Raw genomic sequence first — 26,243 nt, 5'->3', positions numbered from 1 at the left:
GGCACGCCCCCTCGGGTCATCGGAAGGTGGCGAGCGCCGCCACCGCCGCGAAGGAGAGCCCGACGAGCGCGGCGAGGGCGAGCGCCGACAGCAGCGGCTCCGCCCGCACGGCGGCGAGCAGCCGGTCGCGATCCTCCCTGGACAGCGGCGCGCCGTGGGTCCCGTCCTTGCTCTCGCCGCCCGAGGCGGCGGCGACGTGCGCCTCCAGGCGGCGCCGCGCGGTCCTGGATCGCAGCGCGAGCAGCAGCACCTGCGCCACCGCGGAGGCGGCGAGGACCACGAGGCCAGCGCGCCGCGCATGCGAGGCGCGGGCCTGCTCGCGCGCCTCGGCCGCCGGCATCCCGTCCGCGAGCAGCTCCACGCGCCGCGGCGAGGCGGACGCCGCCGCGGACGTGATCGGCCAGGCCACCGTGCCTGCGCCCTGCTCGTAGGGGTCGCTCGCGACCACGGCCCAGTCCGCCTCCCCGGGCGCGGCGCTGTCCGGGAGCGTCACCCTCCCCGAGAAGAAGCCCGCCCCGTCCGCCGCGAGCGGGACGATCGTCCCGAGCGCACGGCCGCGCGCACCTCCGATCGAGACGTAGGCGCGTGGCCTCGGCGTCGGGGAGATCAACCGGAGCTCGGGCCGTTCGCCATCGAGACCGCCCGGATCGAGCCAGATGGCTCCCGGGATCACGGGCAGCTTCCCTTCCCACGTGCCGCTCGCGATCCGTGTCCCTGGCGGTGCGCTCCCCGGGTGGGTCGCGCGGAGCGTGAGCTCGATCGTGTGCGCCAGCGGCTTGAGCGTGAGCTCCGCGGCGCCGCGCGCATCGACCGTGATCTGCGCCGGACCGCTGCCGCGCCCCTCGAGCTCCGCCCCGACGGCGCTCGCCTCGAGGCGAGCCCCTGCCGCGGGCGTTCCGTCCTGCGTCTCGATCGCGACCCGCACCCGCTCCGGGAACGGAGCTGCAAGGGCTCCCCGCGCCGCCGTGGTCTGCAGGCGCAGCTCCCCGTGCGCCGCGCCTGGCAGCGCGGTCGCGTGCGCCGCGCCTGGCAGCGCGGTCGCGTGCGCCGCGCCTGGCAGCGCGCTCGTGTCCGCCGATGCGAGCGGCGGCAGCAGCGGGAGCTGCCGCTCCAGGAGCGTGCCGCTGCCCAGCGCGATCCGCACGGTCACCGGCTCCCGCAGCCCCGCTGGCGCGCGCAGCAGCGCCTCGCCGATGCCGTCCTTGTCGAGCGAGCCGGTCCATCGTTCGAGCGGCGCCCCTGCCGACACGGCGCTCACCTCGATCTGCGGGATCGCCGCCGCGTCGTCGGCGCCGTGGAGGCGGCGCACCCCTTCGACGCGGAGCGCCAGCGCCTCGCTTCCGGCGACGGGCGCCCCCCACACCCGCACGCCGGTGGCCATGCGTGGCGAGCCTGGCCCCAGGATCGCGAGGGATGCGAGCCCGATACCCAGCGCGGGCATGACGTACGTCGCTGCGTTGGGCATCGAGAGCATCGCTGCCCCCAGCATACCTCTCCGTCCTTGCCGCGCGGGCGGAGGGCGGCTCCCGTCTGGCTGCTCGCGCGGAGCGCTGGCCTGGGCTGAGCCCCTTTGCGTCCGGGCGCCTCCTCCGATAGGAAGCCGCCGATGGCAGCCGACAGACCGGTGAAGCGCAAGCGCAAGGGTTCGGGGACCACGGGGCAGGGCGGTGAGGTCGTGTTGCGGCAGCGGACCGATCCGCGGAGCGAGCGACGCTTCGAGCCAAAGGCGTCGCTCGAGCTCGGCCTCACGATGCTCGGCATGTCCGTCGCGGCGCTGCTGGCCGGGGCGGGTGTTTACGGCCAGTGGTTCCGGGGCGAAGACGCTGGGGCGCACCCGGCAGCCACGTACCTGCTCCTCGGCGCCTTGCTCCTCGGGGCGGCGGTGGGGCTCTTCGGTCAGTGGTCGATGAAGGCGCTCCGTGTCGGTGATGCCGGGGTGGGGCTGGAGAGCGGACCTGGCGAGATCGAGCGCATCGGCTGGCACGATGTCACGGGCCTGTTGCTCACGGAGACCGCGCTCACGGTCCAGGGCAGCGGCACGGCGATCTCCATCCCGCTGCGAGCACACCTCGCGGCGGCCGCGCGCGTGCTGGCCGAGGCGAGGGTGCGTATCCCCACGCGTGCGGCTGACATCAAGGAAGGCGCGCTGCCTCCGCCCGACGATGCCGCCGGCGAGGTGCGCCCGCTGGAGCCGCCGCAGGTCGCCGGCCTCCGCTGCAAGGCGACCGACAAGCTGATCGCCTTCGAGGCCGACGCTCGTCTCTGCGGCCGTTGCGGCGAGCACTACCACAAGGAAGGCGTCCCCCCTCGCTGCATCACCTGCGAAGCGCCTCTGCGCTGAGCGCCCTGATTTCATGGGGGCCGGGCAGCCGGCACCCCCTTCCGGGCCCTCCGCGTTACGCCGTCAGATCCCGAATCGCCCCGCGTGCTCCCGGAGGAACGCGATGTAGACGTCCGCCTCTTGATGCGACGCCACCTCGCCCGACTCGACCGCCTCCTCCAGCGCGCGCTTGATCTCGCCGATCCGCCGCGACGGCGGCAGCCCGAACGCATGCATGAGGGCGTCGCCGATACCGCTCGGCAGCGGCGGCACCACCGCGTCCTCCGCCTGGACCTGGAGCACCCGCTCGGCGAGCTCGCTGATCTGCTTCAGCCCCTTCCGCTTCTTCTCGGGCCGCTTCGTGGTGATGTCCGCCCGCGACAGGTCGAGCACGTCCTTCAGGCAGCCGCCCATCTCCTTGGCGAACCGGCGCACCGCGCTGTCGGTCCACGACGCGTCGTACTGGCTCGCCCGGAGGTGGTGCAGGATCAGGAAGCGGATGCTGTTCTTCAGCGCATCCTCCTTCGTGAAGAGCGGCAGCCGCCGGTCGATCTTGTCGAACATCCGCGCGCCGACCTCGGCGTGACCGAAGAAGTGGACCTCGCCCGTCGGCGAGATGGAGCGCGTCCTCGTCTTGCCGATGTCGTGGAGCAGGGCCGCCCAGCGGACCTCGAGCCGCGGGACGGCCTGACGTACCACCTGCTTCGTGTGCTTCCAGACGTCCTTGTGGCGCCACTCCCCGTCGCCGAAGCCCACCATCGCCTCGACCTCGGGCAGCATCGCGGCGAGGGCGCCCGACTCGAGCAGGGCGTCGAGCCCGGCCTCGGCGTCGTCGCTCATCATGACCCGGTCGAGCAGCTTGCGGACGTCGGGCAGGTAGGAGGCGGCCGCGGCCTTGAAGTCGGCGGGCCGCCCGGAGATCACCCTGGACGAGGCGCGTGGCTCGGCGCCCGCTTCGGGCTGCTCGACCTCCGCCTTCTCTGCTCGCTGGACGGCCCACTCGAGGGCCTCCATCGCCCGCTTCGGGCTCGCTTCCTGGGTGAGAATCTCCTGCACGCTGGCCTTCCACACTTTCGAGGTTACGGGGTCGCCCACGGGGCGCCGGCTGGCGCGGCCCGAACGGGGGTTCGCCGGTTTAGAGCCAGCCGCACCTTCGCGCAATGGTTCGTCGCGTTCGTCGCGTTCGTCGCTCGACGCCGCCGGATGACGTGCGTCCGCAGGCGATGGATGCGTCAGGTGCGGAGGAGCCGCCCCACGTGGTCCGTCTCCCAGGCGAGGGCCCGCTCGTAGTCGCGGAAGAGCCGCTCGCGGGCGAGGAACTGGGGCGGATGGAGCATCCGGCGCCCGTTGCCGTGGCTCGCCGGCATCACGTGGTGGATCATCTCGTGGTAGATGACGTAACAGATGAAGTAGCGGGGGACCCAGGGCCGGTCGAGCACCGGGTGGATGCGGATCAGCCGCTCGACCGCCGAGTAGCTCCCGAGCTTGATGGTGCGCCGCGGCTTCCGCGCCTTGGTCCGCTTGCCCCAGGTGATCAGCGCGTCGACCCCGCCGCCGAAGTACGCGTGGTTCAGCTTCTGGAACAGGATCAGCAGGTCGTGCGTCCGCCCCTGCGTCGAGAGCGGCGAGCTCACCGGCCGGCTCGCCCGGATGCGGTGGCCGTTCTCGTCGATGTACTGGCCGACGACGAGCGAGGCGGCCCGGTCCTGGGTCACCACGTACCGGACGAGCGCCTCCTGGACGAGCGCCGGCGCGTCCAGGAACATGTGGTGGACGCGCGCCTGCAGGATGCCCTCCCGGAGCGAGGAGGAGATCATCTGCCGGTAGTTGTCGGTCACCGAGAGGAGGACCGGGCGCTTCTGGGCCAGCTCCAGCCGCCGGATGAGCGCCTGGCGCGCCCCCTCGTGCACGTAGATGTGCGGCTGGCCCGGCGGCAGATCGATGTCGATCGGATGATGACGGGGGTCCGGCACCCGGACGACCGCCCGGGAGACACGCGGCATCAGGGAAGTACGCGCCGCGCCCTTCCCACCGCTGCGCGACAGACGGCCTGGAGGGGGTTGAGCGAAGGGGAAGGCCATCTGTCCCGCCATCTCAATCCTCCTTATTTGGGCGTATTCTCGGGTGGGATCCTTGTCAAGCGAGCGGCCGAGAACATCGAAATCATTCGGATTTGTGACTATGTAAGCGGGTGGCCGGACCCTCCGGAGGGAGAGGGAGGGCGCCCCGGCCGCCGCTCGCCGGTGATCTGGATTTCCTCTGCAAATTCATGTGCTTGTAGTGAAGGCCACGAGCGCCTGCGCCGGTCGGGCCGCCTTCCGCCTCGGACGCGCGTCTTCTGCTCCTGCTCTCTCTCCCGCCATGACACGGCGCGCACGCAGCGCCTCGCTCATCGCGAGGCGAGCGCCCGGGGATCGAGGATCTGCGTCATGCGCCAGCGGCCCTGCGCGCGCTGGGAAGGCTCCGGCTCGAGGGCGACGACCAGGGCAGTACAGAAGCCGGCGGGGAGCAGCGCTGTCGCGCCTCGGCCGGGCGTGTCGACGAGCGTACGGACGAGGTGCTCCACGTTCGGCTGGTGCCCGACGAGCAGCGCGTCGGCGCCGCCTCGGGCGAGCGCGGCGACCAGCGAACTCGGGAGCCCGGCGTCGAGCGCGAGCTCGTCCCGGAGCTCGACCTCCGGCGCGCCGCAGATCGGCGCCGCGATCTCGGCGGTCTCTCTCGCGCGCGCGAGGGGGCTCGCGAGCACCAGCGGCAGCGGGGCGCCGCCCCGGAGGCGGTGGAGCTCGAGCGAGACCCGCGCCACGCGCTCGCGGCCCTCGGGGGTGAGCCTCCGGTCCGCGTCGCGCCCGCTGGTCGCCCGCTCCTCCGCCGGGCCGTGCCGCATCACGTAGAGGTGCATGGCGTCGATGGCAGCCGGCGTCAGTTCGTCTTGCCCGGGGGACGGCGGGCGTCCTGGCCGGATGAGGCTGCCTCGCCGCGACCCTTCGCCTGCGCGGGGGCCTCGGCCGCGGCTCCGCCCTTCGGGCCGGGGCTCGCGGCGCCGTTCGTCGGGGCGGCCCCGCCGATGCGCGAGATGCCGTGCTTCGCGAGGACCATCGACTCGATCTTGTCGAGCACCGCCGGGTGCTGCTCGAGGTAGGTGCGGGCGTTCTCCCGGCCCTGACCGATGCGCTCGCCCTGGAACGAGAACCACGAGCCGCTCTTCTCGATGATGCTCGCCTCGGTCGCGAGGTCGATGACGTCGCCGCTGTGGCTGATGCCCTGGCCGTACAGGATGTCGAACTCCACCTCGCGGAACGGAGGAGCCATCTTGTTCTTCACGACCTTGACGCGGGTCCGGTTGCCGACGACCGCCGGCTCCTTGCCGCCCGCGGCGGCCTCCTTGATGGCGCCGATGCGGCGGATGTCGAGCCGGACCGAGGCGTAGAACTTGAGGGCGTTGCCGCCGCTCGTCGTCTCGGGGCTGCCGAACATGACGCCGATCTTCATCCGGATCTGGTTGATGAACATCAGCAGGCACTGCGAGCGCGAGGTCGTGCCGGTCAGCTTGCGGAGCGCCTGGCTCATCAGCCGGGCCTGGAGGCCGACGTGGCTGTCGCCCATGTCGCCCTCGATCTCGGCCTTGGGGACGAGCGCGGCGACCGAGTCGACGACGATGATGTCAACGGCGTTCGAGCGGACCAGCATGTCGGCGATCTCGAGCGCCTGCTCGCCGTAGTCGGGCTGGGAGATGAGCAGCTCGTCGGTCTTCACGCCGAGCTTCTTGGCGTAGTTCACGTCGAGGGCGTGCTCGGCGTCGATGAACGCCGCCGTCCCGCCCGCCCGCTGGACGGCCGCGATGGCGTGGAGGGTGAGGGTCGTCTTGCCGCTCGACTCCGGTCCGTAGACCTCGACGATGCGGCCGCGCGGGTAGCCGCCGATGCCGAGAGCGATGTCCAGGCCGAGCGAGCCGGTCGCCACGGCCGCGACCTCGTCGTGCAGCGTCTGCCCGTCCTTGAGGCGCATGATCGCCCCCTTGCCGTACTCCTTCTCGACGCTGGCGATCGCGAGCTCGAGGGCGGCAGACTTCTGCTTGGTGTTCTTCTCGTCACTCATGAGTACCTCGGGAGGGAGCGATAGGAGGGGGGCGACGGCGGGGGACCGCGGAGGTGGACCCACGACGCGCAGGGCAACAGTTTCCGGCAGCTTTACTGTCCGGTTGTTCAGGAAGCAAGACCCCCGCATCCCGGATAGGACCGAAAACGTCCGAGCAGCGGGCTGGCCCGGCAGGCGCTCCGGAGGGCGGTGATGTCGCGGTCGGAAGCGGTTCCTGGTTGAGGTCGAGTCTCACAACCAGGGCAACAATCGTGATCGTCGTACACCGGGAGCACTGGCGGGCTCTTCAACTGTGGGCCACATCTTCCGCGTGGGGGGCGGGGGGCGCTTTTTCCCGGGGTTTTCCCTGGGCCGGTACGAACTCGTCCTGCGGGTGGCCGCAGGCGATGTGGGCGAGGTCTGGGCGGCGCGGCTGAGGCGGGAGCACGGGTTTCAGCGGCTCTTCGCGATCAAGGTGCTTCGCCCGGAGCTCTCGCCCGATCCCGACGCCGTGCGGACATTCCTCGACGAAGCCGCGCTGGCCGCGCGCATCAGGCACCCGAACGTGGTGCCCGTCGTGGATCTGGGCGAGACGGACGGCACGTTCTTCTACGTCATGGAGTGGGTGAGCGGGGAGCCGCTCTCGTCGGTGCTGCGCGCCGCGCGCAGGCGCCCGGCGCCGGTGCTCGTCGCGGCGAGGCTCGCCTACCAGATCTGCGCGGCCCTCGACGCCGCGCACGAGCTGCGAGACGAGGGCGGCAACCCCCGGGAGCTCCTCCACTACGACGTCTCTCCGGACAACGTCCTCATCACGTCCGAGGGGCTCGTCCGCATGGTCGATTTCGGCATCGCGAAGCTCGAGGAAGGGCGGATGTCCGAGCGACGGCCGCAGGCGCTGCGCGGCGACGGCGGGCGCGCTTTATCGGTGGGCGCGGCGGGCGCGGCGGGCGGCGAGGGGGGCGCGTTCCTGTTCCGGAGCAGCGCGCCGTACATGGCGCCGGAGCACATCCGGGGGCAGCCGTGCGATCGGCGGTCCGATCTCTTCGGGGTCGGGGTGCTCCTCTACGAGCTCCTGTCGGGCGCTCATCCCTTCCAGGCCGACGACAGCGAGAGCACGATGACCCACATCGCGAGCGAGCGGCCTGCCGCGCCGCTGTCGTCGCGGGCGGTCCCGTCCCGGCGCGGGTTCGCGGAGCGCCTGAGCGCGCCGCCTCCGCCCGAGCCGATCCCGCCTGCGCTCGATCGCCTCGTCTCCGAGGCGCTCGCCAAGTCGCCCACCGCGCGCACGGCGACGGCCGCGAAGCTCATGCGCGCGCTCGAGGAGGCGATCCCGGGCGCCGCGAACCCGGGCAACGACGCGCTCGTCGCCAGCTGGCTCGGACAGATCCTGGGCGACGCGTCCCACCTCCGCACGCAGCAGCTGCGCGCCGCGCTCGAGTCGCTCGATCCCGGGGACCGCTCGGCCGACGACGAGGTGGAGCCTCCGCCCGCCCCGCGGCGCTGGTTGCAGGCGCTGCTGGTGTTCGGGGCCGCCGTCCTCGGGGTCGCGCTCGCCGGGACCGCGGCGGTGAGGGACAGCCCGCTCCCTCCCGCCGCCGTCTCCGCGCCGGCCGGGCCGCGCCCATAGGGCGCCGCGGCGACCGTCAGCTCGCCCCCACGTCGCCGAGCAGCGGCGACCACGCCGCTCCGGAGATGAGCCAGAGCTGGTGCGACGTCCGCGTCACAGCGACGTGGAGCCGCCGGCGGGCCTCGTGGTTCATCGGGTACGCCGCCGCGGTCGCGTCGGGCACGACGACGTAGTCGAACTCGAGCCCCTTCGCGCTGTCCACGTCGGTGACGTCGATGCCCGGCTCGAACGAGAACGCTCCCTCCAGCACGAGCCTCGCCTCCGGCAGCTCCTCGATCAGCGCGTGGAGCTCCCGCGCGGCGCCTGGGTCCCGCGCGATGACGGCCACCGAGGCGCGGGGCTCCCGCCCGACGAGATCGCGGAGCGCGCCGGCGAGGAACAGGTACGCCTGCGCCTCGCTCGGGAAGCGGAAGAGCCCGACCGGCGCGCCGTCCCGGGCCGCGCGCGCGGGCGTCTCGGGCGCGAGCTCGCCGAGGAGCCGCCGCGCGAGCTCCGCCACCGGCTGCGGGCACCGGTACGACACCGCGAGGCGGCAGGTCGCCGCGTCGCCCACGCCGAGCGCCGCTCGCGCCGCGTCCCACCCGGCGAAGCTCGAGGAGGTCTGCTGCGCCTCGTCGCCGGCGAGCGTGACGCTGCGCGTCTCGCCAAGGAGCTTCCCCAGGACGAACAGCTCGAACAGCGAGAAGTCCTCGGCCTCGTCGAGCACGAGGTGCGACCACCCCGCCCCGTCCAGGCCGCGGCGAGCGGCGCGAAGGAAGAGCAGGATCAGCAGATCGTCGACGTCGAGCGTCCCCGCGAGCTCGTCCGGCGTCCCTTCCGCGATGGCGCGGCCGTCGAGCGCCCGCTTCATCGAGGCCACGGTGATCGAGGCGAGCTGCCGGTCGAGGGGCTCGGCGATCTGCAGCAGGGTGTGCCGGACGGTCTCCTCGACGGCGCTCCTGGGGAGGTCCCCGCCCGAGGCGGCGACGACGCCCTCGAGGAACCCTCGATCCGTGAAGACGTCGGCGAGGCGGCGGCGCAGCCGCGGGAGCGTCGTGTTCGCCGGGGCGAGCCTGGCGAACCGCTCGCGCAGCGCACGGTAGAGCGCCGGGTGGCGCTTCAGGCTGGAGACGAGCGCCGGGGGATCGTCGCACAGGGCGATCGGCTTGCCGAAGACCTCGCGCGCGGTCGCCGACGACCAGGCGTCGAGCGTCTTCACCTGGGCTTCCCCCGCGCCGAGCGGCGAGAGCAGGCGGCGCGACAGCCGCGCGAGGCCCTCCTCGGGGACGACGACGTTCATGGCCGAGAGCGGGCAACGCGCCGGATCGAGCGCGGCGATCCGGGCGAGGCGGTGCAGCGCCACGGTCGTCTTTCCGCTCCCGGCGCTGCCGAGCACGAGGAGCGGCTGCTCGGGAGGCGCGCACACGGCGGCGTACTGGTCGGCGTCGAGCAGGGCGGTGACGTCCGCGGCCTTCGCGTGGTCCGGGGCGCCGGCGCCGACGCCGAGGCTCCCGGGGCGGGCGGCCGTGCCCGCGCCGCCCGGCTGCATGGCGAGCGCCGCGCGCTCCGCGAGGGTCCATCGCCCGTCGCCTCGCCGCGTCAGGACGAGGCCGTCGCCCACGATCCGGGTGAGGGCGCCGCGCTCCACGACGACGATGCGGCGCGCCTTCACCACGCCCTCGGCCACGCGCCCCGGGAAGGCCTCCTCGTACTCGTCGCCCTCGCGGTACCGGTAGAAGATCTGCGCCACCGGCGCGACGCGCCAGTCGAGGATGCGCACGTCGGCCGACGGATCCAGGAACGTCGCGTGGCCGAGCAGGTAGTCCTTCGCCCCTTTGCCCTCGTCGACCCGGAGGTGGGCGAGGTACGGGCAGAGCGGGTCGGGCAGCGCCTCCCTGGGCTCCTGCTCGATGAGGCGCTGCCGCACGCTCATCTCGAGGAGCACCGCCGGCAGATCGTCGTCCGAGGCCGCGGCGGCCTCGTCGCGGAGCTCCCGGAGCGCCGCGACGGACCTGAGCTCGCGCGGCGCGCGCCCGCCGACGCGCGCGGCGCGCTCCTGCGCCCTGTCCAGCGCGGCGCGCACGCGCTCGAGGAGCGTGGCCTCTTCCTCGAGGACGGCGCGCGCCTCGACGGGCAGATCAAGCGTGCTCTCCAGCATGATGGGCCTCCTTGCGCCCCTCGCCTCCGCGAGGGGTCGAGCTCGATGGGTGAATGGTTCGTTCACTTTTGAGGCGAGGCGAAGCGAAGATTACACGAAGAAGCTCCTGAGTCCGGCAAGGTGGTATTTCGAGTAACCGTGGACCGCTTCTCGGATGGCGTCCTCGTCCTCGAAGCGGGCGAGGGCGTTCACCATCGCCCTGACGAGGCCCTGGTAAATCTGGTCCAGGTTGAACCGCATCACCTCGGTCACCGAGCGGCATGGGTCGAGGGCGCGGAAGTGCTCGATCGCCAGCGCGATGAGGCGTTCGACGGTCTCCTCGGAGAACCGCTCGTACCTGGAGCCGCCGGCGCGCCCCAGGAGGATCACGACGCGCAGCCTGTTCTCGATGCAGAAGCGGAGGAGCTCCTCGGAGATCAGGTGGTAGGCGGCCGTCGGCGGGAGCGCCCGGACGTCCTCCACGCCGTCGAGCGCCTTCACGCGGCGGCGCAGCAGGATCGTGAAGGCGCGGGCGAAGCCGTCGTCGACGAGCCTGTAGAAGAGCGCGTCCTTGTTCGCGAAGTACCGGTAGATGTTGCCCGTCGAGACGCCGGCCGCCCGGGCGATCTCGGCCATGGTCGCGCTCTCGTACCCCTTCCGCGCGAAGATCGTCAGCGCGGCGGAGGTGATGCTCTCCTGGACGTCGTCTTTGAGGTACTGCGCCATGGCGAATAATGAACGCGTCGTTCGCTTATAGCGATGGACGGCGGCCCGTCAAGCGAGCGGGCGGATCACGGCCTCAGGGGTCGACGGTGCCTTCGAGGATCGCGCGCGGGCCGTTGATGAGCATGAAGCTCGCCTCCTCCTCGCCGACCCTGGCGAAGAGGGCCTTGATGCCGTCGCGCACGTCGGGGACGTCCTTTGCGGCGTGGGCGTCGCTGCACGCGGCGTAGTAGTAGCCGGCCTCGAGCAGCTGCTCGGCGGCCCGGCGGGGGGTGCGCCCGTACTTGCCGGTGAGCGCCGCGACGTCGAGGAGGAGCACCGCGCCCGCGTCGAGCAGCGGATCGAGCGAGGAGATGTCGTCGAAGACGGGCTCGTAGCGCTCCGGGTGGGCGATGACGGGGCGGAGCTTGCGGCGGCTGAGATCGAAGATCCGCTCCGCGGCCCGGGCGGGGAAGCTCCGGGTCGGGAACTCGACGAGCGCGGCGCGGCCGCCCGGGAAGGGGAGGGCGCTGCCGTCGAGGAGGCGCTGGAAGACGATGTCGTCGAAGAAGTGCTCCGACGAGAGATCGAGCGCCGGCAGGTCGCGCGCGCCGGCCGCGGCCCGCAGCGCGGCGCAGGTCGCGTCGTAGGCGGCCTGGAGGCCCTGCCGGGTGTTGTCGAACATCCCGGGGCGCATGTGCGGCGTCGCCACGACGGTGTCGAACCCGGCGCCGCGGAGCGCGGTGAGGAGGGCGAGGCTCTCCTCGACGGTGCGGGCGCCGTCGTCGACGCCCGCGACCCAGTGGGAGTGCAGATCGATGAAGCCGCGCATCGTCGCTCCGAACTTAGCAAAGTTGGCCGCCCGCGTGCGCTGCGACCATCCTTCGCGTCGAGGAGGTGTTCGTGTCGCTCTCGTTATCGAACCAGCAGCTTGTGCCTCAGCTCGCGTCGGACGGCTGCGCTGGCGGCCAGCGCGGCGGCAGGCCGGGAGGCCGCGCAGAGCGCCCGGTCGATCCCGGCGCGCCCTCGGTCGATCAGGGCACACCGGCCCTGGATGAGGGGATCCCCACCTCCGAGCGGCGGCGCCGCCGCAGCGACGATCCCGTCACCGCGCTGCACTACCAGCTCTCGACGACCCGCGCCGAGGCGAACCTGGACGTCGTGGTCCTCGTGGACGACAGCGGCTGCCTCGTCGCCGGGGCGGGCGCGTGGCCGGCGTGTGAGGAGCTCGCCGCCTACGCCCCGCTCCTCGCCAACCCGGACGCCGTGCAGAGCGCGGCGGTCGGCTCGCGCATCGCCACGCTCACCGCCGACGTCGAGGTCCAGAGCCTCTCGGTGTCAGGCGGCGAGGTGCTGCTCTGCGGCCGTGGCGGCACGGCGGAGCGTGGCGCCTCCATTGCCCGGGCCGCTGCGGGGTGCTTGCGCATCCTCCGCGCCGCCTGAGCGGCCGCGCCGCCGCAGGCTGAGCGGTCGCTGCGCCACAGGCTGAGCGGTCGCTGCGCCGCAGGCTGAGCGGTCGCTGCGCCACAGGCTGGGCGGCGTCGTGACGCAGCTGGGCGCTCGCGACGCCGCAGGCCGGGCGCTCGCGCCCCCCCGGTTCGTGCTACAAGGGGCCGCGGCCTCAGGTCGCGCGCAATGCCCGGCTCGCTCGCACCCCCTCGGAACAGCCCGCCCGCCGCCGACGCGTCCCTTCAGGCAGACCACGCCGGTCTGGCCCCGTTGCTCGCCTCCCGCAGGGTGATCCTCTGCGTCGGCTGCGGCGGCGTCGGCAAGACGACAACGACTGCAGCGCTCGGCCTGGCCGCTGCCCGCCGCGGCAAGCGCGTCCTTTGCCTGACGATCGATCCGGCGCGCCGGCTATCCCAGAGCCTCGGGCTCGAGGAGATGACGACGGAGGCGCAGACGATCGAGCCCGCCCGCTTCGCCAGGGCGGGGGTCGACGTGCCCGGCTCGATGACGGTCATGATGCTCGACACGAAGTCGACCTTCGACGGCCTCGTCGCGTCGCTCGCCCCCACGCCCGAGCAGCGCGACCGGATCCTCGGCAACGTCCTCTACAAGTACATCTCCACGTCGCTCGCGGGCACGCAGGAGTACATGGCGATGGAGAAGCTCTACGCCGTCAGGAGCGACCCGAGCTACGACCTCGTCCTGCTCGACACGCCGCCCACGGCGAACGCGCTGGATTTCCTCGACGCGCCGGAGCGCCTCGTCGGCGCCATCGACGGCGCGGCGACGCGGTGGTTCGTGCAGGCCTTCCAGAGCTCCGGCAAGCTCTCGCTCAACCTGCTGGCGCGCTCGACCGCCGCGGTGCTGCGGGGCATCGGCAAGCTGACCGGCAGCGGCTTCCTCGAGCAGATCGCGGCGTTCATCAGCGAGATGAACGCGGTCTTCGGCGGCTGGAAGCAGCGGGCGGACGCGGTTGCGTCGGCGCTCCGCGGCCCCGACGTGGCCTACGTGCTCGTCACGACGCCCGATCCGCTCTGCGTGCGCGAGGTGCTGTACTTCGCCGATCGCCTGCGCGAGCAGCAGATGCATCGCGACGCGTTCGTCGTGAACCGCGTCCACCCGGTGTACGGCGCGCTCCCCGGCGTCGGCCAGATCGCCGCCGCGCTCGACGGGAGCGGCCTTGGGCTCGCCTCCGGCGCCGCGGCGCGCCTGCTTCAGGCCGCCAAGGACGAGAGCCGCATGGGCAAGCTCGATCAGCTGAACCTGATCGCCCTCGAGGCGGCGCTCGAAGACGAGCAGAGCGCCGGCAGCGTCCGCGTCGACGTCCCGGCGTTCCCGTACGACATCCACGACGTGGCCGGCCTCGCGAGGATCGCCGACGTGCTGGCGCCGCTGCCCGGGGCGGCTGGGTAGCCACAGGGGCAGCTCGTCGGTCCTTCTGGCTGCCCTGGGGTAACTCGGAACGGTCTGTGAGGAGGCAGCTGGGCTGCCCCCGGCCTACCCCCGCCGCCTGCGCTCCTTGTACTTTACACGGACCGGCACGCCCTCCAGCCCGAACGCCTGCCGGAGCTGGTTCGCCACGTAGCGTCGGTAGCTGAAGTGGAGTTTGTCGGGATCGCTCGCGACGACGACGAACAGCGGCGGCGACGTCTCGGCTTGCGTGACGAAGAACAGGCGGGGCGCGCGCCCGCCGTGCGTCGGCGGCGGGTGCGTGAGCAGGATCTGCTCGAAGAAGCGGTTGAGCTCCCCGGTGGGCACGCGCTTCCTGTAGGCGTCGGCCACCTGGGCCACGCTCTCGATGAGCTTCGCCACGCCGCGCCCGCTGCGCGCGCTCACGTGCGCGATCGGCGCCCACGGCACGAACGAGAGCTTGTCGCGGGCGTCCTGCTCCGCCTTCGCGAGCGCCTTGCGATCGAGGAGATCGATCTTGTTGAGGCCGATCACGACGCCGCATCCGCGATCGACCGCGAGGCCGAGGATCTTCGCGTCCTGCTCGGCCACGCCCTCGGCCGCGTCGCAGAGCAGGAGCACGACCTCCGCCCGCTCCATGGCGCGGATCGCGTGGATCACGCTGACCGCCTCGACGGCGCTGTCCTCCTTCGTCACCTTCGCCTTGCGCCGGATGCCGGCCGTGTCGATGAGCAAGAACCGCTTCCCGTCGCGCTCGGCCAGCGTGTCGATCGGATCGCGCGTCGTGCCCGGCTGCGCGTCGACCAGCATGCGCTCCTCGCCCGCGATGCGGTTGACGAGCGACGACTTCCCCGCGTTGGGCCGCCCGATGATGGCGATGCGGAGCGCCCCCTCGGCCGACTCCTCGGGCGCCGGGGGCTCCTCGGGGAGCGCCGCCTCGATGGCCATCTCCAGATCCGAGATGCCGCGGCCATGGAGGGCGCTGATCGGGATGAGCCGATCCATCCCGAGGCGGTACAGCTCCGCCGCCTCCGCCTCGGCCCGCGGCGAGTCCGCCTTGTTGGCGACGTAGATCACGGGCTTGCCCGCGCGGCGCAGCAGGCCGAGCTCGGCGTGCTCGGACGGCGTGACCGGCGTCACGGCGTCGAGCACGCACACGATGACGTCGGCCTCGGCGATGGCGAGGTCGATCTGCCGCTTGATCCCCTGCCGCATGGGATCATCGCTCTCGGGGTCGAACCCGCCCGTGTCGACGAGCGTGAAGCGCCGTCCCCGCGAGGTGACGTCGCCGTAGTGGCGATCGCGGGTCACCCCGGGCTCGTCGTGCACGATCGCGACGCGCTTGCCGATCAGCCGGTTGAACAGCGTGCTCTTGCCGGTGTTGGGCCGCCCGACCAGCGCCACGATCCCGGCCGACGGGGGCGGCGCAGGCGCATCGGCCGCGGCGTCCTCGGCGGCCGCGATGGCCTCCTCGGCCAGGTCCGCCGTGAGCTCCTCCCTGTCCTGCGCCGCCTCGTGGCCGATCGGCTCGGCGAGCGCACGGGCCTTGCTCGGGCCTGATCTGCTGCCCCTCTTCGATCCGGCGGCGCTCTTGGCGGGCGCCGCCGGGCTCTTTCCGCGAGCAGCAGCGCCCTTGCCGGGGGCCGCCGCGCTCTTTCCGCGAGCAGCAGCGCCCTTGCCGGGGGCCGCCGCGCTCTTTCCGTGAGCGGCAGCGCCCTTCCCGGAGGCGGCAGCGCCCTTCCTGGGAGCGACGCCGCCCCTCTTCTTCTCGGGGGCGTCGCCCTTCTTCGCCGTCCGCCCGCCTCCGGCGGCTCCCTGGCTGCGTTTGTTCGATCTGGAAAGGGCTGGCTTTGCCGCACTCACGAGGTCTCTCCCTTGTTGTAACCGAGCTCGTCCAGCCGCTCCCGCGACTCACGCCACTCCGGCGTCACCCGGACCCAGAGCTTGAGGTTCACCTGCCGGCCGACGAGCTCCTCTATCCGGAGCCGAGCCTCCGTGCCGATGCGCTTCAGCTGCTCCGCGCCGGCGCCGATCAGGATTTTCTTCTGCCCGGGCCGCTCCACGTGGATGGTCGCGTCGATGTGCAGCGCGCCCTCGCCTGTCGGCTCGACGTAGCGCTCGATCTGCACGGCGCTCGCGTGGGGCACCTCGGCCTTCGTCGCGCGCAGGATCTGCTCGCGCACGTACTCGGCGGCGAAGAAGCGCGTCGGCCTGTCGGTGAGCTCATCGGGCGCGAAGCCCCAGTCCCCCTCGGGACAGAGCTTCGCCACCTCGTCGAGCACGCGCTGGACGCCGTCCTCGCGCAGCGCCGAGATGGGGACGATCGCCGCGAACTCCCGGAGCTTGGCGAACGCGTCGAGGAGCGGCAAGAGCAGCGCCTTGTCCCGCATCCGGTCGACCTTGTTGAGCACGAACACCACCGGCGCCTCGCTCCCCAGGTCCGCGAGCAACGTCAGATCGCTCGGGTGCGGCGCGAGCGGCGGGCCGTCCTCCCCCTCCTTCACGCGCCGCGGCAGGCGCGCGGGATCCGGCGCTTCGGTCACGAACACGATCACGTCGGCTCCCCGCGCCGCCTCGCGCGCCGCCTGGTTCATCACGCGCCCGAGCTCCGTGCGCGGCCGGTGCAGGCCGGGCGTGTCGAGCAGCGCGATCTCCGCCGGGCCGTGGTGCACGACCCCGAGGATCGCGTCGCGCGTCGTCTGCGGCGTCGGCGAGACGATCGCGAGCGGATGGCCGAGCGCCGCGTTCAGCAGCGTCGATTTGCCCACGTTGGGGCGCCCGACCAGCGCCACCCGCCCGGATCTTTTCGGCAGCGAGGCGTCGGTCTCCTCCGTCCGCCTCGGCTCGGCCGCCTTCCTGCGCTGCTGCGCGGCGCCTCGGCTGGCGGGCCTCCCGTCCGGGAGTGGTCGACCCTCCGCGCCGCTTCCCGCGCGGGGCCCGCGCCCTGCCCGGCCGCGGGCCGCGCCGGAGGAGCGCGCCGCGGAGCCCTTCTGCTTCGCCGTCTTCTCCCCCTCGCCCCGCCCGGCAGCGCGCGTCGCGCCGGCCCGCCGCTCCTTCTCCTTGCCCGGCTCGGCAGCGCGCGTCGCGCCGGCCCGTCGCTCCTTCTCCTTGCCCGGCTCGGCAGCGCGCGTCGCGCCGCCTTGCTCGCTCGCGCGTCGCGATCTGTCGTCGGCGTGCGCCTGATTTTCGCGCCGGGGAGGGCGACCTCGCGGGATCGCCGCGTCGCTCGCCCGGGGGGCTTCGCTGGATTGCGCTCCTCGGCGGCTGCCTCGGCTTTCTTTCTGGGCAGGACGGGGGCCGCGGGAAGCCGAGGCGGGCTTCGGCGCCTGCGGGCGCGCTTTCGCGCCCTGGGGCGCGCTCTGGGGACGGGCTTTCACCACGCCGCGCGCGATAGCAGACGCCCAGGGGGGCTACAAACGCTTCCCCACGATCCGTGGTCACGCGCGCGCGAAGGCGGTAAGGGGATGCCCTGCATGTCGAGCGTCCACCGAGGGGACCCACAGCGCGGAGCCCCGCCCGCCGCCCCCGACCCGCACGCGAGCGGAGCCCCGCCCCGCGCCGAGGTGCCCCCTCTCGAGGCGCGCTCGGCTGAGATCGGCGACGTGCCGGCCATCGACCGCGACCGCGCGGCCGCCGGGAGCGGGCGCGCCGGCCTCGCGAGGCTCGCGGCCCTCGCGCTCGCGGCCCTCGCGCTGCTGCCCCTCGTCGGCAAGAGCGGCATCTGGGACCCCTACGAGCTCGACCGTGCCGACCTGGCGCGTCGGATCGCCATCCACGTCTTCGGCGCGCGCGGCGTGGATCTCCCCGACGCTCCCGGGCAGCTGCCGACCCTGACCGATCTCGGCATGGGCGAGCTCGGGTTCACCTCCATGGCGCTCGGCTTCCGCGTGTTCGGTCTGCACGACTGGGCCGGGCGCCTCCCGCTCGCGCTGTGGGGGCTCGCCGGCGCGCTCGTGCTCTACGAGTTCCTCGCGCGCCTCGTCGATCGAAGGGCCGGCCTGTACGGCGTCGCGGTGCTCGTGACGATGCCGCTCTACGTGATGCAGGCGCGCACCCTGCTCGGCGACATCGTCACGATGGCCGCGCTCACGATGGCGTTCTGCGGGCTGACCGGCGCGCTGCTCGAGGGCGGGCGAGGGGCGCAGCGCGGCGCCCTGCTCGCGTCGGCCGCGTGGCTCGCCGTGGGGATCCTCGGCGTCGTCGCCGGATACCTCAGCCGCGGCCTGCTGATCGGGGTCGCCGTCCCCGCGCTCGGCGCCGGCCTGACCTGGCTCCTGCTCCGGACGTCCGGCGCCTGGCCCGCGCCGGAAGGCCGGGGGCCCACGCTGGGCGACCTCGTGGGCGCCGCCGCGCTGGTGCTCGGCGTCGCCGCGGCGGCGCAGGGCGCCCTCGTGCTCGCGAGCTCGAGCGCCGGCGAGCCGCTCCCCCGCGCCCTCGGCGTGGCGCTCCTCAAGAAGCCGCCTGTCGAGTCCACGTTCGATCTCACGCTGCGCCAGCTCGGCCACGCCCTCTTTCCGTGGAGCGCCTTCCTGCCGTTCGCCGTCGGCCGGCTCTTCCGAGCCCCCGCCGCGGACCGAGCGGGCGAGGTCGTCGCCCCTCTCCTCGATCGCGAGGCCGGCGTCCGGATCGCCCTGATCGTCACGTCTGCGCTCGCCTACGGCGCCTTCGCGGTCCTCGCGCCGCACGCCGGGGCGCTCCCGTTCAGCGGCCCCGCGCTCCTCGCCGCCATCGCCGCGCTCGCCATCCGCGATCTCGAGCGCGGCGCCCCCTCCTCGCGAGCGCTCGCCGTCGGCTGCGCCGTGCTCGCCTTCGTGCTCTACCGCGATCTCGTCACCTCACCGGACAGGGCGCTCAGCGTCTTCTCGGTCGACAAGCCCGTCTTCCCGAAGAGCTTCGAGGGCGAAGCGGCCTCGGCGATGCGCTTCGTCCTGCTCGCGTTCGCCGGCCTCGTCGCGCTCACCTGGTTCGAAGAGCAGCCCCGCGAGCTCGATCGCAGCTTCAGGGCGTGGGCGCGGCGCGTCCTCGACGAGGTGCACGCCGGCGCCGCGGAGCTCGCTCGCATCTGGAACGGCAACCTGCTCTTCCTGCTGATCGTCATCGAGGCGGCGCTCATCGGCGTCGGCGCGATGCTCTTCGTCGGCAAGCGCATCGGGTGGGGCACCGTGGCGAGGATGCCGAACCACCTCGCCGCGTACGGGATGAACGCCTGGTGGGCGCTGCCCATGCTGATGGCGGCGAGCCCCGTGCTGCTCCTCGTGGCGCGCGACGCGTTCCGCCACGTCGTCGCGCGCGCCTCCCTCCCGCGCGCCGTCGGCACGCCGCTCGCCGGCCTCGTCGCCGGCTTCGCGCTGAGCTTCTGGTACTATCCGGCGCTCGCGGCCCAGCTCTCGCCGAAGGAGGTCTTCGCGTCCTACGAGTCCCTTCGCAAGCCCGGCGAGCCGCTCGCGACGCTCGGCGTCCGGAGCCGTACGGCGGCCTATTACCAGGGCGGCGAGGTCACCTCGTTCACCGATGTCCTGGAGGCGTTCGACTGGCTCACCGCGGGGAGCTCGGCGGACGGCGCCGCCGCTCCGGTCGATCCCGCCGCTCGCCGCTGGCTCGTCGTGAAGTCCGACGATCTGCCCCGGTTGAACAGCCTTTTTCGCAAGCGCTACCGGCGCAACCTGCCCGTCCTCGACGGCCGCTCCAGCCAGATCCTCCTTGCGTCGAACGAGCTCGGGGGCAGGCCGAACGAGAGCTGGCTCGGCCGTGTCGTCCTCGACGAGCCCGCCGCTCCCGAGAACCCGCTCGACGCGATGCTCGAGGATCAGCTGGAGGTGCTCGGCTGGGAGCTCACGGACGGCGACGGCCAGAAGGTCTCGAGCGTCGTCCCTCAGAAGAGCTACCACCTGCGAACTTACTTCCGGGTCCACCGGCCGATCACCGGCAACTGGAAGATGTTCGTTCACATCGACGGGTTCCAGCGTCGATACAACGGCGACCATCCCGTGCTCGAGGGGCGCTACCCGCTGAGCCTGTGGCAGCCGGGCGACGTCGTCGTGGACGACCACGAGCTCCAGCTCGAGCCCAACTTCACCCCGGGCGACTATACGCTCTACTTCGGCCTCTTCGCCGGTGAGACGCGCTTTCAGGTGACGCGCGGGCCGGAACACGAGGACCGCATCCGCGGCGGCGTCATCCGCGTGCGGTGAGCTGCCCTCGTGGGCTTCCCGACGCATGCCGCGCTGCGCGGCTCGTCTTGCGCGGCCCGGCGACGCACGCGTGCTCCTCCGCGTCGAGCGCCCTCGACGCGCGTGCGGAAAGCGGCTAGTCGCAGACTCATGACCGGGGGTCGTGGGGACTCGAACCATCCGCCCGACACGCCGGGCGATACGCCGCCGTCCTGCGCGCAAGCCGGCGCCTACGGCGACGCGCATCGCCCCGGCGAGGACGCCGAGCACGAGGTCCCCGCCCCGGATTCGCTCGACCGACGCTCGTCCGAGCGCCTCGACGTCACCTGGCTCGTGGACTGCGAGGCCGACGACACGTTCCTCTACGCGTCCATCACCAACATCTCGGAGATGGGCATCTTCGTCCGCACGACGCAGCCTCTCTCGATCGGCACGCGGCTCACGCTCCGCTTCTCGCCGCCGGGGGCCGACGGCTCGTACGTGCTCGAGGGGACGGTGCAGTGGATCAACGAGGTGCGCCCCCTCCACGACAACCCGAACCCGGGCATGGGGATCCGCTTCGCCGATCTCACGCCGGACGATCGCGAGCGCATCGTCGGCACGATCAGGACGATCGCCTACATCCGCGATGCGCCGGTGAGATCGAATTGACGCTGGCGCCGCCGCGGCGCGCGCGGTGAGGTCGAGGCGCGGCGCCGGGGACGGCCGAAGCGCGGGCCGCGCCGGCGCCCGCAATCCGTCAGCGGGACGTCGCGGCGTCGGCGGGCGCCGCCTGCGAGGGGCCCGCTGCACCTTGCTCCGCGGCGTCGCGCGGCGGCGCCGCGGGCATCGCCGCCTTGGGCGCAGCGCGCCGCGCGGCAGCGGCGGGGGCGGCGGCCGCCGGCGCCGAGTTCTGCGCCTGCGCGCCGGCGGCGTTCGCCTCGAGGTTCGCGAGCTGCTGCTCGGCGCGGTCGCCATAGCCCTTCGCGGAGCGCAGCGCGAGCAGCAGCTCGCGCGCCTTCGCTGTGTCCCCGGAGGCCTGGTAGCACCGGGCCGCCTCCCACATCGCGGCGTGCGCGGACGGCGTGCCCGGGTACTGCGCACCGACCTCGTCGAGCTTGCCGACGGCGGCCGCGCAGCCCGACTTGCGTTGCAGCGCTTGCGCCTCGTGCAACGCGGCGCTCGCGCCGTCGTCCGGGGACGCGGACGCACGCGCGCTCTTCTCCTTCGCCGCCTCCGCCCTGGGCGCCTCGTTCGCCTTGGCTTCGGCCGAGCGCCGGCCGTCGCCTTCCTCCATCGCGACGGCCGTCGGGGTAGGCGCGGCGGCGCGGGGCGCCTCGTGCTGGTCCGACGACGCGGGCTGGCCCCACTCGGTGACCCGCACCGGCGCCACGCCCGTCTTCGGCCGCAGCAGCAGCAGGCTCGATCCGATGACGAGCACGAACAGCGCCGCCATCGCCAGCTGCGGCCGCATCGCGTGGCTGCCGGCCCAGGCCAGCGCGCGGAGCGCCTTGCGCCGGAACGGCGTCTTCTTCTGCGCGACCTCGACGGCGTCGAGGATCCGCGCCTCGAGCTCCTCGCTCGGCTCCTCGAACGGCAAGGCGCCGACGTCGCGGGCCGCGCGCAGCCCCGCGAACGCCGACGCGCACCGGGCGCAGCCGTCCATGTGCCGCTTCATGGCCGCATACGTCAGCTCGTCGAGCTCGTCGTAGAGCGCGTCCATCACGTGCTGGTCGAACTTCTCGCAGTCCATAGACAGCTCTTCCGGAGCGCTAGCGCAGCGCCCTCGCGTAATCCTCGTACTCCGAGAGGGCCTCCTGGAGCCGCTCCAGGGCGTAGCGCATCCGGCTCTTCACCGTGTTCTCGGGCACCCCCACGATGTGGGCGATGTCCTTGAAGGGCACGTGCCCGATCTCCCGGAGCAGGAAGACCTCCCGCTGCTCGTGCGGGAGACCCTCGACCGCGCGGACGATGCGCTGCCCCATCTCGGTCCCGATCGCGACCCGGTCCACCGCGGCCTGGGGCGCCGGGTCCGCGGTCCGCTCGCCGAGCGTCGGGCCGTCGCCGCCCTCCCCGGAGCCCTGGTCGAGCGACGGGTGGCGCCGGAGCGACATCTTGCGCAGATGATCGATGCAGACGTTGCGCGCGATGGCGAACGCCCAGGTGGTGAACCTGGCCTCGTGCTTGAAGTCGGAGGCGCTCTGCACGATCTTCACGAACACATCCTGCACCAGATCCTCGGCGATCGCAGGCCCGCGGACCTGTCGCAGGATGAAGTTGTAGATGGACGTTTTGTGCCGCCGGACGAGCCCGGCGAACGCCGCGCGGTCGCCGCCCTGGAAGCGCATCATCAGGGCTTCGTCCGTGACCTCCTCTCGAGAAATCGGGACCATCCTAGCTCCCGGAGCGGCCGAGCCTCTGCGGCGCTCCTTCGGCGGCCCGGGCGGCGGGGTGTTCGCGGCGGCGGCCGCGGCGTCGGATCGGACGCGCGGCGCGGCTCGAAGATCTGAGGAGCACTCCTTCCCCTGACACAAGCGCACCTTAGCGGATCCGCCCCCGAGCGAGCGAGCCCCCTTCGCCCGCCGCGCCCGCGGCCGGGGAAGGGCAGGGGGACGGGCGTGCGCTGACCTCTACGCGCGCCGCCGGTGGCGGGAGCTGGCCGCGGTCGCGTGCCGTTCTCGGGGCAGCGCCCTGCGGACCGGCCGAGGACGCGGTCCGCGCCCGCCGCGGGAGGGCCCTCACACGATTTCGGCTCCGCCGTGCTGTGCTGTCTTCGCGCCGTGAGCGACGGGAGCCAGCGCCGGAGGAGGAGGCAGGTGTCCAGGTCGTTGCGCTCGGAAGCCCGCCGCCACTAGACTCCCCGGCACCGGGCGTGAGGTCGCCCCCCTCTGCCGACGAGGGTTCAACCACGAGGTTACCTTTCGATGCGACTTATCAGGATGCTGGCAGTGGGGGTGGGAGCCTCGTTCTTGATGTCGATGCCCGCCTTCGCGCAGGCCCCGGGCGGCGCGACGGGCAAGGCCGCTGCTCCCGCCGCCTCTGTGGCGCCGGCGGCCTCCACAGCGCCGGCTGTCCCCGCAGCGCCCGCGCCTGTCAACGGAGCGCAAGCGGCTCCTGCGCCTGCTTCCGCGACGGTCGCGCCGGCTGCGGGGGCGGCGGCGCCTGCCGCGACGGTCGCCCCCGCTGCGGGCGCGACGGCGGCGACGGCGGCGCCTGCTGCTCCGACGAGTGCCCCGGCTGCGGGCGCGGCCGCCGCTCCGGCGATGGATGGTCCGACCTATGCGGTGCGGCTGCGCGATCTGGAGCAACGCATCGACGAGCTCAAGGAGCAGATCCGCCGCAGCCACACGCGGCTCTCGCTCCTCAGCGACACGATCCTCTCCGGCGGCGGCGCCGGCTCGCGCGCCTCGATCCGGTTCAACAACGAGCTGTCGTCCGCGTTCCGCGTCACGCGCGTGCTGATCGTCCTGGATGGCGCCGTCCAGTACAACAAGACCGATCAGTCGGGCGCCCTTGCCGAGCAGGCCGAGATCCCGATCTTCAACGGCTCCGTTCCTCCGGGCGATCACACGCTCCAGGTGCTCGTGAACCTGCAGGGCAACGGCTACGGGGTGTTCTCCTACCTCCGGGGCTACCGCTTCGAGGTGCGCTCCAGCCATTCCTTCACGGCGGTCGAAGGCAAGACCATCAACCTTCAGGCGGTCGCGTTCGAGAAGGGCGGCGTCACGACCCCGCTCGAAGAGCGGCCAGCCGTCCGATTCGTCGAGAAGATCGTGAGCGGCCTCTCGGATGCTCCCGGGCAGCCGTCCGCCGCCGCGGGTGGGAAGTAGGCTCGAGCTCGTTAGGACAAGCCACCATGACCTGGGACACCGGATCGCGGGTACTCCCTGCCTTGCTTGGCGTGCTCGCGCTCGGCGCGGCGACGACCGCTGCCCCCGCCGAAGCGTGGGCCCTGGACGCTGAGCGCGCCTACACGAGCGCCTCTCAGCAGATCGGCAGCGTCACCTCCGGGCTGGGCGCCATCCAGGCGGCGATCCACAAGTCCCGCGGCGAGCAGCGCACGCCGGCCCAGCGCATCGCGGATGCCCAGCTCCTGATGGGCTCCAGGGATTACGAGCGGGCGGCGAACGTGCTGAACCAGGTGGTCGAGAAGTACCCCGACCATCCGACGGCGTTCCCGGACGCGCTCACGCTGCTCGGGGAGACGTACTTCCGCTCGAAGCAGTACCTCTCCGCCCGCCGGGTCTTCCAGCGGATCGTCGCGAGCGGCGCCGAGCCGCGCTTCGCCACCTACCAGGCGAAGGCGCTCGGCCGGCTCGTGGACATCTGCCTCCGGATCAAGGATTACGACGCGCTCGACGCCGTCTTCGCGTCGATGAACAGCGTCCCGGCCTCCACGGCGGGGAGCGCCCTCGCGTACGCGCGCGGCAAGGGCCTCTACGTGAAGAAGGACTTCGGCGGCGCGAAGGCCGCGCTCGGCGCGGTCGACCCGCAGAGCGAGTACTTCCACCAGGCGAGATACCTGCTCGGCCTGATCGCGGTGAAGGAGGCGACGCCCCCGCCCGAGCCGCTCAAGGAGGGCGAGGCGCCCCCGGCGGTGCCCAAGACCCGCTACGTCGCCGCGATCGATCTGTTCCAGAAGGTGACGCAGCTGCCGGCCGACACCTCGGAGCACCAGCGCGTCATCGACCTCGCGTGGCTCGCGATCGGGCGGCTCTTCTACGAGGCCGACCAGTGGTCCCAGGCCGTGCAGGCCTACGGCCACATCGACCGCGTCTCGCCCGAGTTCGGGACGATGCTCTACGAGCTCGCGTGGGTGTATGTCCGCCTGGGCGACGTGGATCGCGCCCAGCGATCGCTCGAGATCCTCGCGATCGCCGAGCCGGACAGCCAGAACATCGCGGACGGCTCGCTGCTCCGCGGCGACCTGATGCTGCGCGCGGGCCGCTTCGAGAAGGCGCTGAAGGTGTACGAGGGGGTCCGCGCCACCTACGACCCGATGCGCGCGCGCGTGGACGCCTTCCTCGGCTCGACGAGCGATCCCGCGGTCTACTACGACAAGCTGAGCCAGGAGCAGCTCGAGGCGCTCGACACGACCACCTCGCTCCCGCCGCTGGCGGTGCAGTGGGCGCGCGAGGCCGAGGACGGCCCGGCCGCGTTCGCGGTGATCGACGACATCAACCACTGCCGCGAGCTGATCAAGCAGTCGAACGAGCTCATCGAGAAGCTGAACGCCGTTCTCAGCTCGCCCAACCGGGTGCGCGCGTTCCCGGAGCTCAAGGCCGGCGAGGAGAAGGCGCTCGCGCTGCTCAACCGGGTCGCGCTGGCGCGCCTCGCGCTCGGCCAGGGCATGGATGACGTGGAGGACGACTCGCTCTCGGGCGAGATCGGCGGCGCGCGCGCGAGGCGTAGGGCGCTGGAGAAGCGCCTCGCGCGGGTGCCCGTCACGGACGCCGACTTCCAGGATCGCGAGGCGCAGGCGCTCAAGCAGTGGAACACCCAGTCGCAGCGCCTGCAGCAGCTCACGCTGCAGATGGACTCGCTGCAGGCGACGGTCAACGGCCTCAGGCGGCTTCTCCGCGATGGCCCGCACGCCGGGGTCGTCCGGGATCCCGCGAGCATCGCCCGGTTCGAGATCGAGCTCGCCCAGAACGAGCGCGACCTCGCGCTCTACCGCCAGCAGGCCGACGTGCTCCGCAAGCAGGTCAGCGCGGGCCGGGTCCAGGTCGGCTTCGGCGATCAGCGCTTCATCGAGGACGCGCAGGTGCGCAAGGCCCATCGCGACGCGTTGACGCGCGAGGTGGAGCTGGCCGCGGCGGGCGCCGGCGGTGCGGAGCTCGCGGCGTACGCGCAGCGCATCACGCCGGTGCTCCGCGCCGGCGACGCGGCGGACGCGAGGGTCGAGGCGGCGCTCCGCGACATCGAGGGGGAGGTCGCCCAGAAGTCCTCGGGGCTCCGGCAGATCGTCGGCCGGGAGACGGCGAACGTCGTTCACTACTCGGTGCAGCTCGATGGGCTCGACCGGGAGGCGCGCCTCGTCGTCGGCGAGGTCGCGATGCGAAATTTCGGCCTCGTCCGCGACCGGCTGAAGAACATCATCCTGCGCGCCGACGTCGGCATCACCGAGGAGGCGTGGGAGGTCCGCGAGGAGCAGATGACGCGCGTTCGCAGCCTGCAGGTCGAGCGCGCCCGTGAGGATCGGGTCCTCAAGGAGGAGCTCAACGAGGTCCTCGACGACAGCGGCGATCCGGAGGACGAGAAGTGAGCAACGAGCGTGGTGGCGCGAGCGCGCCGCAGATCTCTGGCGCGCCGCGAAGAGGGGCAGGGGCGCAGATCCTCGGACCGGCGGTCGCGCGCGCGCCGCTCGGCGCTGTGCGAACGGGGCGCCGTCGCCCG

20 protein-coding genes are annotated in these 26,243 nt (G+C 72.8%); 8 read left to right on the top strand and 12 right to left on the bottom strand.

Annotation, left to right across the window (positions count from 1 at the left end; translation table 11 throughout):
* Positions 1-16: 16 nt before the first annotated feature.
* Positions 17-1,489, bottom strand: a complete 1,473-nt coding sequence (locus WME82_RS32375) for a hypothetical protein (protein WP_438038447.1) — start codon at positions 1,487-1,489, stop codon at positions 17-19.
* Between the two features lie 117 nt (positions 1,490-1,606).
* Between WME82_RS32375 and WME82_RS32370 the strand changes: the two genes are divergently transcribed.
* On the top strand, positions 1,607-2,341 hold the full coding sequence (locus tag WME82_RS32370; RefSeq protein ID WP_438038446.1) for a hypothetical protein: 735 nt from the start codon (positions 1,607-1,609) through the stop codon (positions 2,339-2,341).
* Positions 2,342-2,404: 63 nt separating this feature from the next.
* Here WME82_RS32370 and WME82_RS32365 read toward each other — a convergent pair whose 3' ends face one another.
* From WME82_RS32365 to recA, 4 genes are all read right to left on the bottom strand, one after another.
* Positions 2,405-3,376 (bottom strand): HDIG domain-containing metalloprotein, encoded by a 972-nt coding sequence (locus tag WME82_RS32365; protein ID WP_438038445.1) that lies wholly within the window; start codon positions 3,374-3,376, stop codon positions 2,405-2,407.
* A 176-nt stretch (positions 3,377-3,552) separates the two neighbouring features.
* Positions 3,553-4,323, bottom strand: coding sequence for a hypothetical protein (locus tag WME82_RS32360; protein ID WP_437912105.1), 771 nt, complete (start codon positions 4,321-4,323; stop codon positions 3,553-3,555).
* Positions 4,324-4,709: 386 nt separating this feature from the next.
* A complete protein-coding gene (locus WME82_RS32355; RefSeq protein ID WP_437740341.1) occupies positions 4,710-5,219 on the bottom strand; it encodes a SixA phosphatase family protein in 510 nt (169 codons plus the stop codon).
* A gap of 20 nt (positions 5,220-5,239) precedes the next feature.
* Complete coding sequence (recA, locus tag WME82_RS32350; RefSeq protein WP_437740340.1) at positions 5,240-6,415, bottom strand: recombinase RecA; 1,176 nt, start codon at positions 6,413-6,415, stop codon at positions 5,240-5,242.
* 292 nt (positions 6,416-6,707) lie between these two features.
* Here recA and WME82_RS32345 point away from each other — a divergent pair, with 292 nt between their 5' ends.
* Positions 6,708-8,021: a serine/threonine-protein kinase gene (locus WME82_RS32345; protein WP_438038444.1), complete on the top strand. Its 1,314-nt coding sequence runs from the start codon at positions 6,708-6,710 to the stop codon at positions 8,019-8,021.
* Positions 8,022-8,037: 16 nt separating this feature from the next.
* Here WME82_RS32345 and WME82_RS32340 read toward each other — a convergent pair whose 3' ends face one another.
* The 3 genes from WME82_RS32340 to WME82_RS32330 form a co-directional block, all read right to left on the bottom strand.
* Positions 8,038-10,158: an ATP-binding domain-containing protein gene (locus WME82_RS32340; RefSeq protein ID WP_438038443.1), complete on the bottom strand. Its 2,121-nt coding sequence runs from the start codon at positions 10,156-10,158 to the stop codon at positions 8,038-8,040.
* 90 nt (positions 10,159-10,248) lie between these two features.
* The gene (locus tag WME82_RS32335) at positions 10,249-10,863 is read right to left on the bottom strand and encodes a TetR/AcrR family transcriptional regulator (RefSeq protein ID WP_438038442.1); all 615 of its coding nucleotides are present in this window, start codon (positions 10,861-10,863) and stop codon (positions 10,249-10,251) included.
* A 73-nt stretch (positions 10,864-10,936) separates the two neighbouring features.
* The gene (locus WME82_RS32330; RefSeq protein ID WP_437740336.1) at positions 10,937-11,671 is read right to left on the bottom strand and encodes a tyrosine-protein phosphatase; all 735 of its coding nucleotides are present in this window, start codon (positions 11,669-11,671) and stop codon (positions 10,937-10,939) included.
* 71 nt (positions 11,672-11,742) lie between these two features.
* On the opposite strand from WME82_RS32330, the gene WME82_RS32325 reads away from it, so the two are divergent.
* Both WME82_RS32325 and WME82_RS32320 read left to right on the top strand, forming a co-directional pair.
* Entirely contained in the window at positions 11,743-12,282 is a 540-nt protein-coding gene (locus WME82_RS32325) for a hypothetical protein (RefSeq protein ID WP_437740335.1), read from the top strand.
* 192 nt (positions 12,283-12,474) lie between these two features.
* Positions 12,475-13,701 (top strand): ArsA family ATPase, encoded by a 1,227-nt coding sequence (locus tag WME82_RS32320; RefSeq protein ID WP_438038441.1) that lies wholly within the window; start codon positions 12,475-12,477, stop codon positions 13,699-13,701.
* Between the two features lie 84 nt (positions 13,702-13,785).
* Here WME82_RS32320 and der read toward each other — a convergent pair whose 3' ends face one another.
* Both der and era read right to left on the bottom strand, forming a co-directional pair.
* Positions 13,786-15,561, bottom strand: a complete 1,776-nt coding sequence (gene der / locus WME82_RS32315; protein WP_438038440.1) for a ribosome biogenesis GTPase Der — start codon at positions 15,559-15,561, stop codon at positions 13,786-13,788.
* On the bottom strand, positions 15,558-16,490 hold the full coding sequence (gene era, locus WME82_RS32310; protein ID WP_437543025.1) for a GTPase Era: 933 nt from the start codon (positions 16,488-16,490) through the stop codon (positions 15,558-15,560). Before era ends, der begins: the two co-directional genes overlap by 4 nt.
* A gap of 681 nt (positions 16,491-17,171) precedes the next feature.
* Here era and WME82_RS32305 point away from each other — a divergent pair.
* Both WME82_RS32305 and WME82_RS32300 read left to right on the top strand, forming a co-directional pair.
* Positions 17,172-19,889 carry a glycosyltransferase family 39 protein gene (locus WME82_RS32305; protein ID WP_438038439.1) on the top strand — a complete coding sequence of 906 codons (2,718 nt, stop codon included), beginning with the start codon at positions 17,172-17,174 and terminating at the stop codon, positions 19,887-19,889.
* A 129-nt stretch (positions 19,890-20,018) separates the two neighbouring features.
* Complete coding sequence (locus WME82_RS32300) at positions 20,019-20,519, top strand: PilZ domain-containing protein (protein ID WP_437740331.1); 501 nt, start codon at positions 20,019-20,021, stop codon at positions 20,517-20,519.
* An 88-nt stretch (positions 20,520-20,607) separates the two neighbouring features.
* Here the strand turns inward: WME82_RS32300 and WME82_RS32295 are convergent, their stop codons facing one another.
* Positions 20,608-21,600: a zf-HC2 domain-containing protein gene (locus WME82_RS32295; RefSeq protein WP_438038438.1), complete on the bottom strand. Its 993-nt coding sequence runs from the start codon at positions 21,598-21,600 to the stop codon at positions 20,608-20,610.
* 19 nt (positions 21,601-21,619) lie between these two features.
* Positions 21,620-22,240, bottom strand: coding sequence for an RNA polymerase sigma factor (locus WME82_RS32290; RefSeq protein ID WP_012238576.1), 621 nt, complete (start codon positions 22,238-22,240; stop codon positions 21,620-21,622).
* Between the two features lie 531 nt (positions 22,241-22,771).
* On the opposite strand from WME82_RS32290, the gene WME82_RS32285 reads away from it, so the two are divergent.
* Entirely contained in the window at positions 22,772-23,677 is a 906-nt protein-coding gene (locus tag WME82_RS32285; protein WP_438038437.1) for a hypothetical protein, read from the top strand.
* A 26-nt stretch (positions 23,678-23,703) separates the two neighbouring features.
* Entirely contained in the window at positions 23,704-26,112 is a 2,409-nt protein-coding gene (locus tag WME82_RS32280; RefSeq protein WP_438038436.1) for a tetratricopeptide repeat protein, read from the top strand.
* The last annotated feature ends 131 nt before the right edge of the window (positions 26,113-26,243 follow it).

Origin of the sequence: Sorangium sp. So ce128 (genome assembly GCF_051525245.1) — a bacterium.
Taxonomy (GTDB): Bacteria; Myxococcota_A; Polyangia; order Polyangiales; family Polyangiaceae; genus Sorangium; species Sorangium cellulosum_B.
This window is presented reverse-complemented; position numbering and strand designations above follow the sequence as displayed.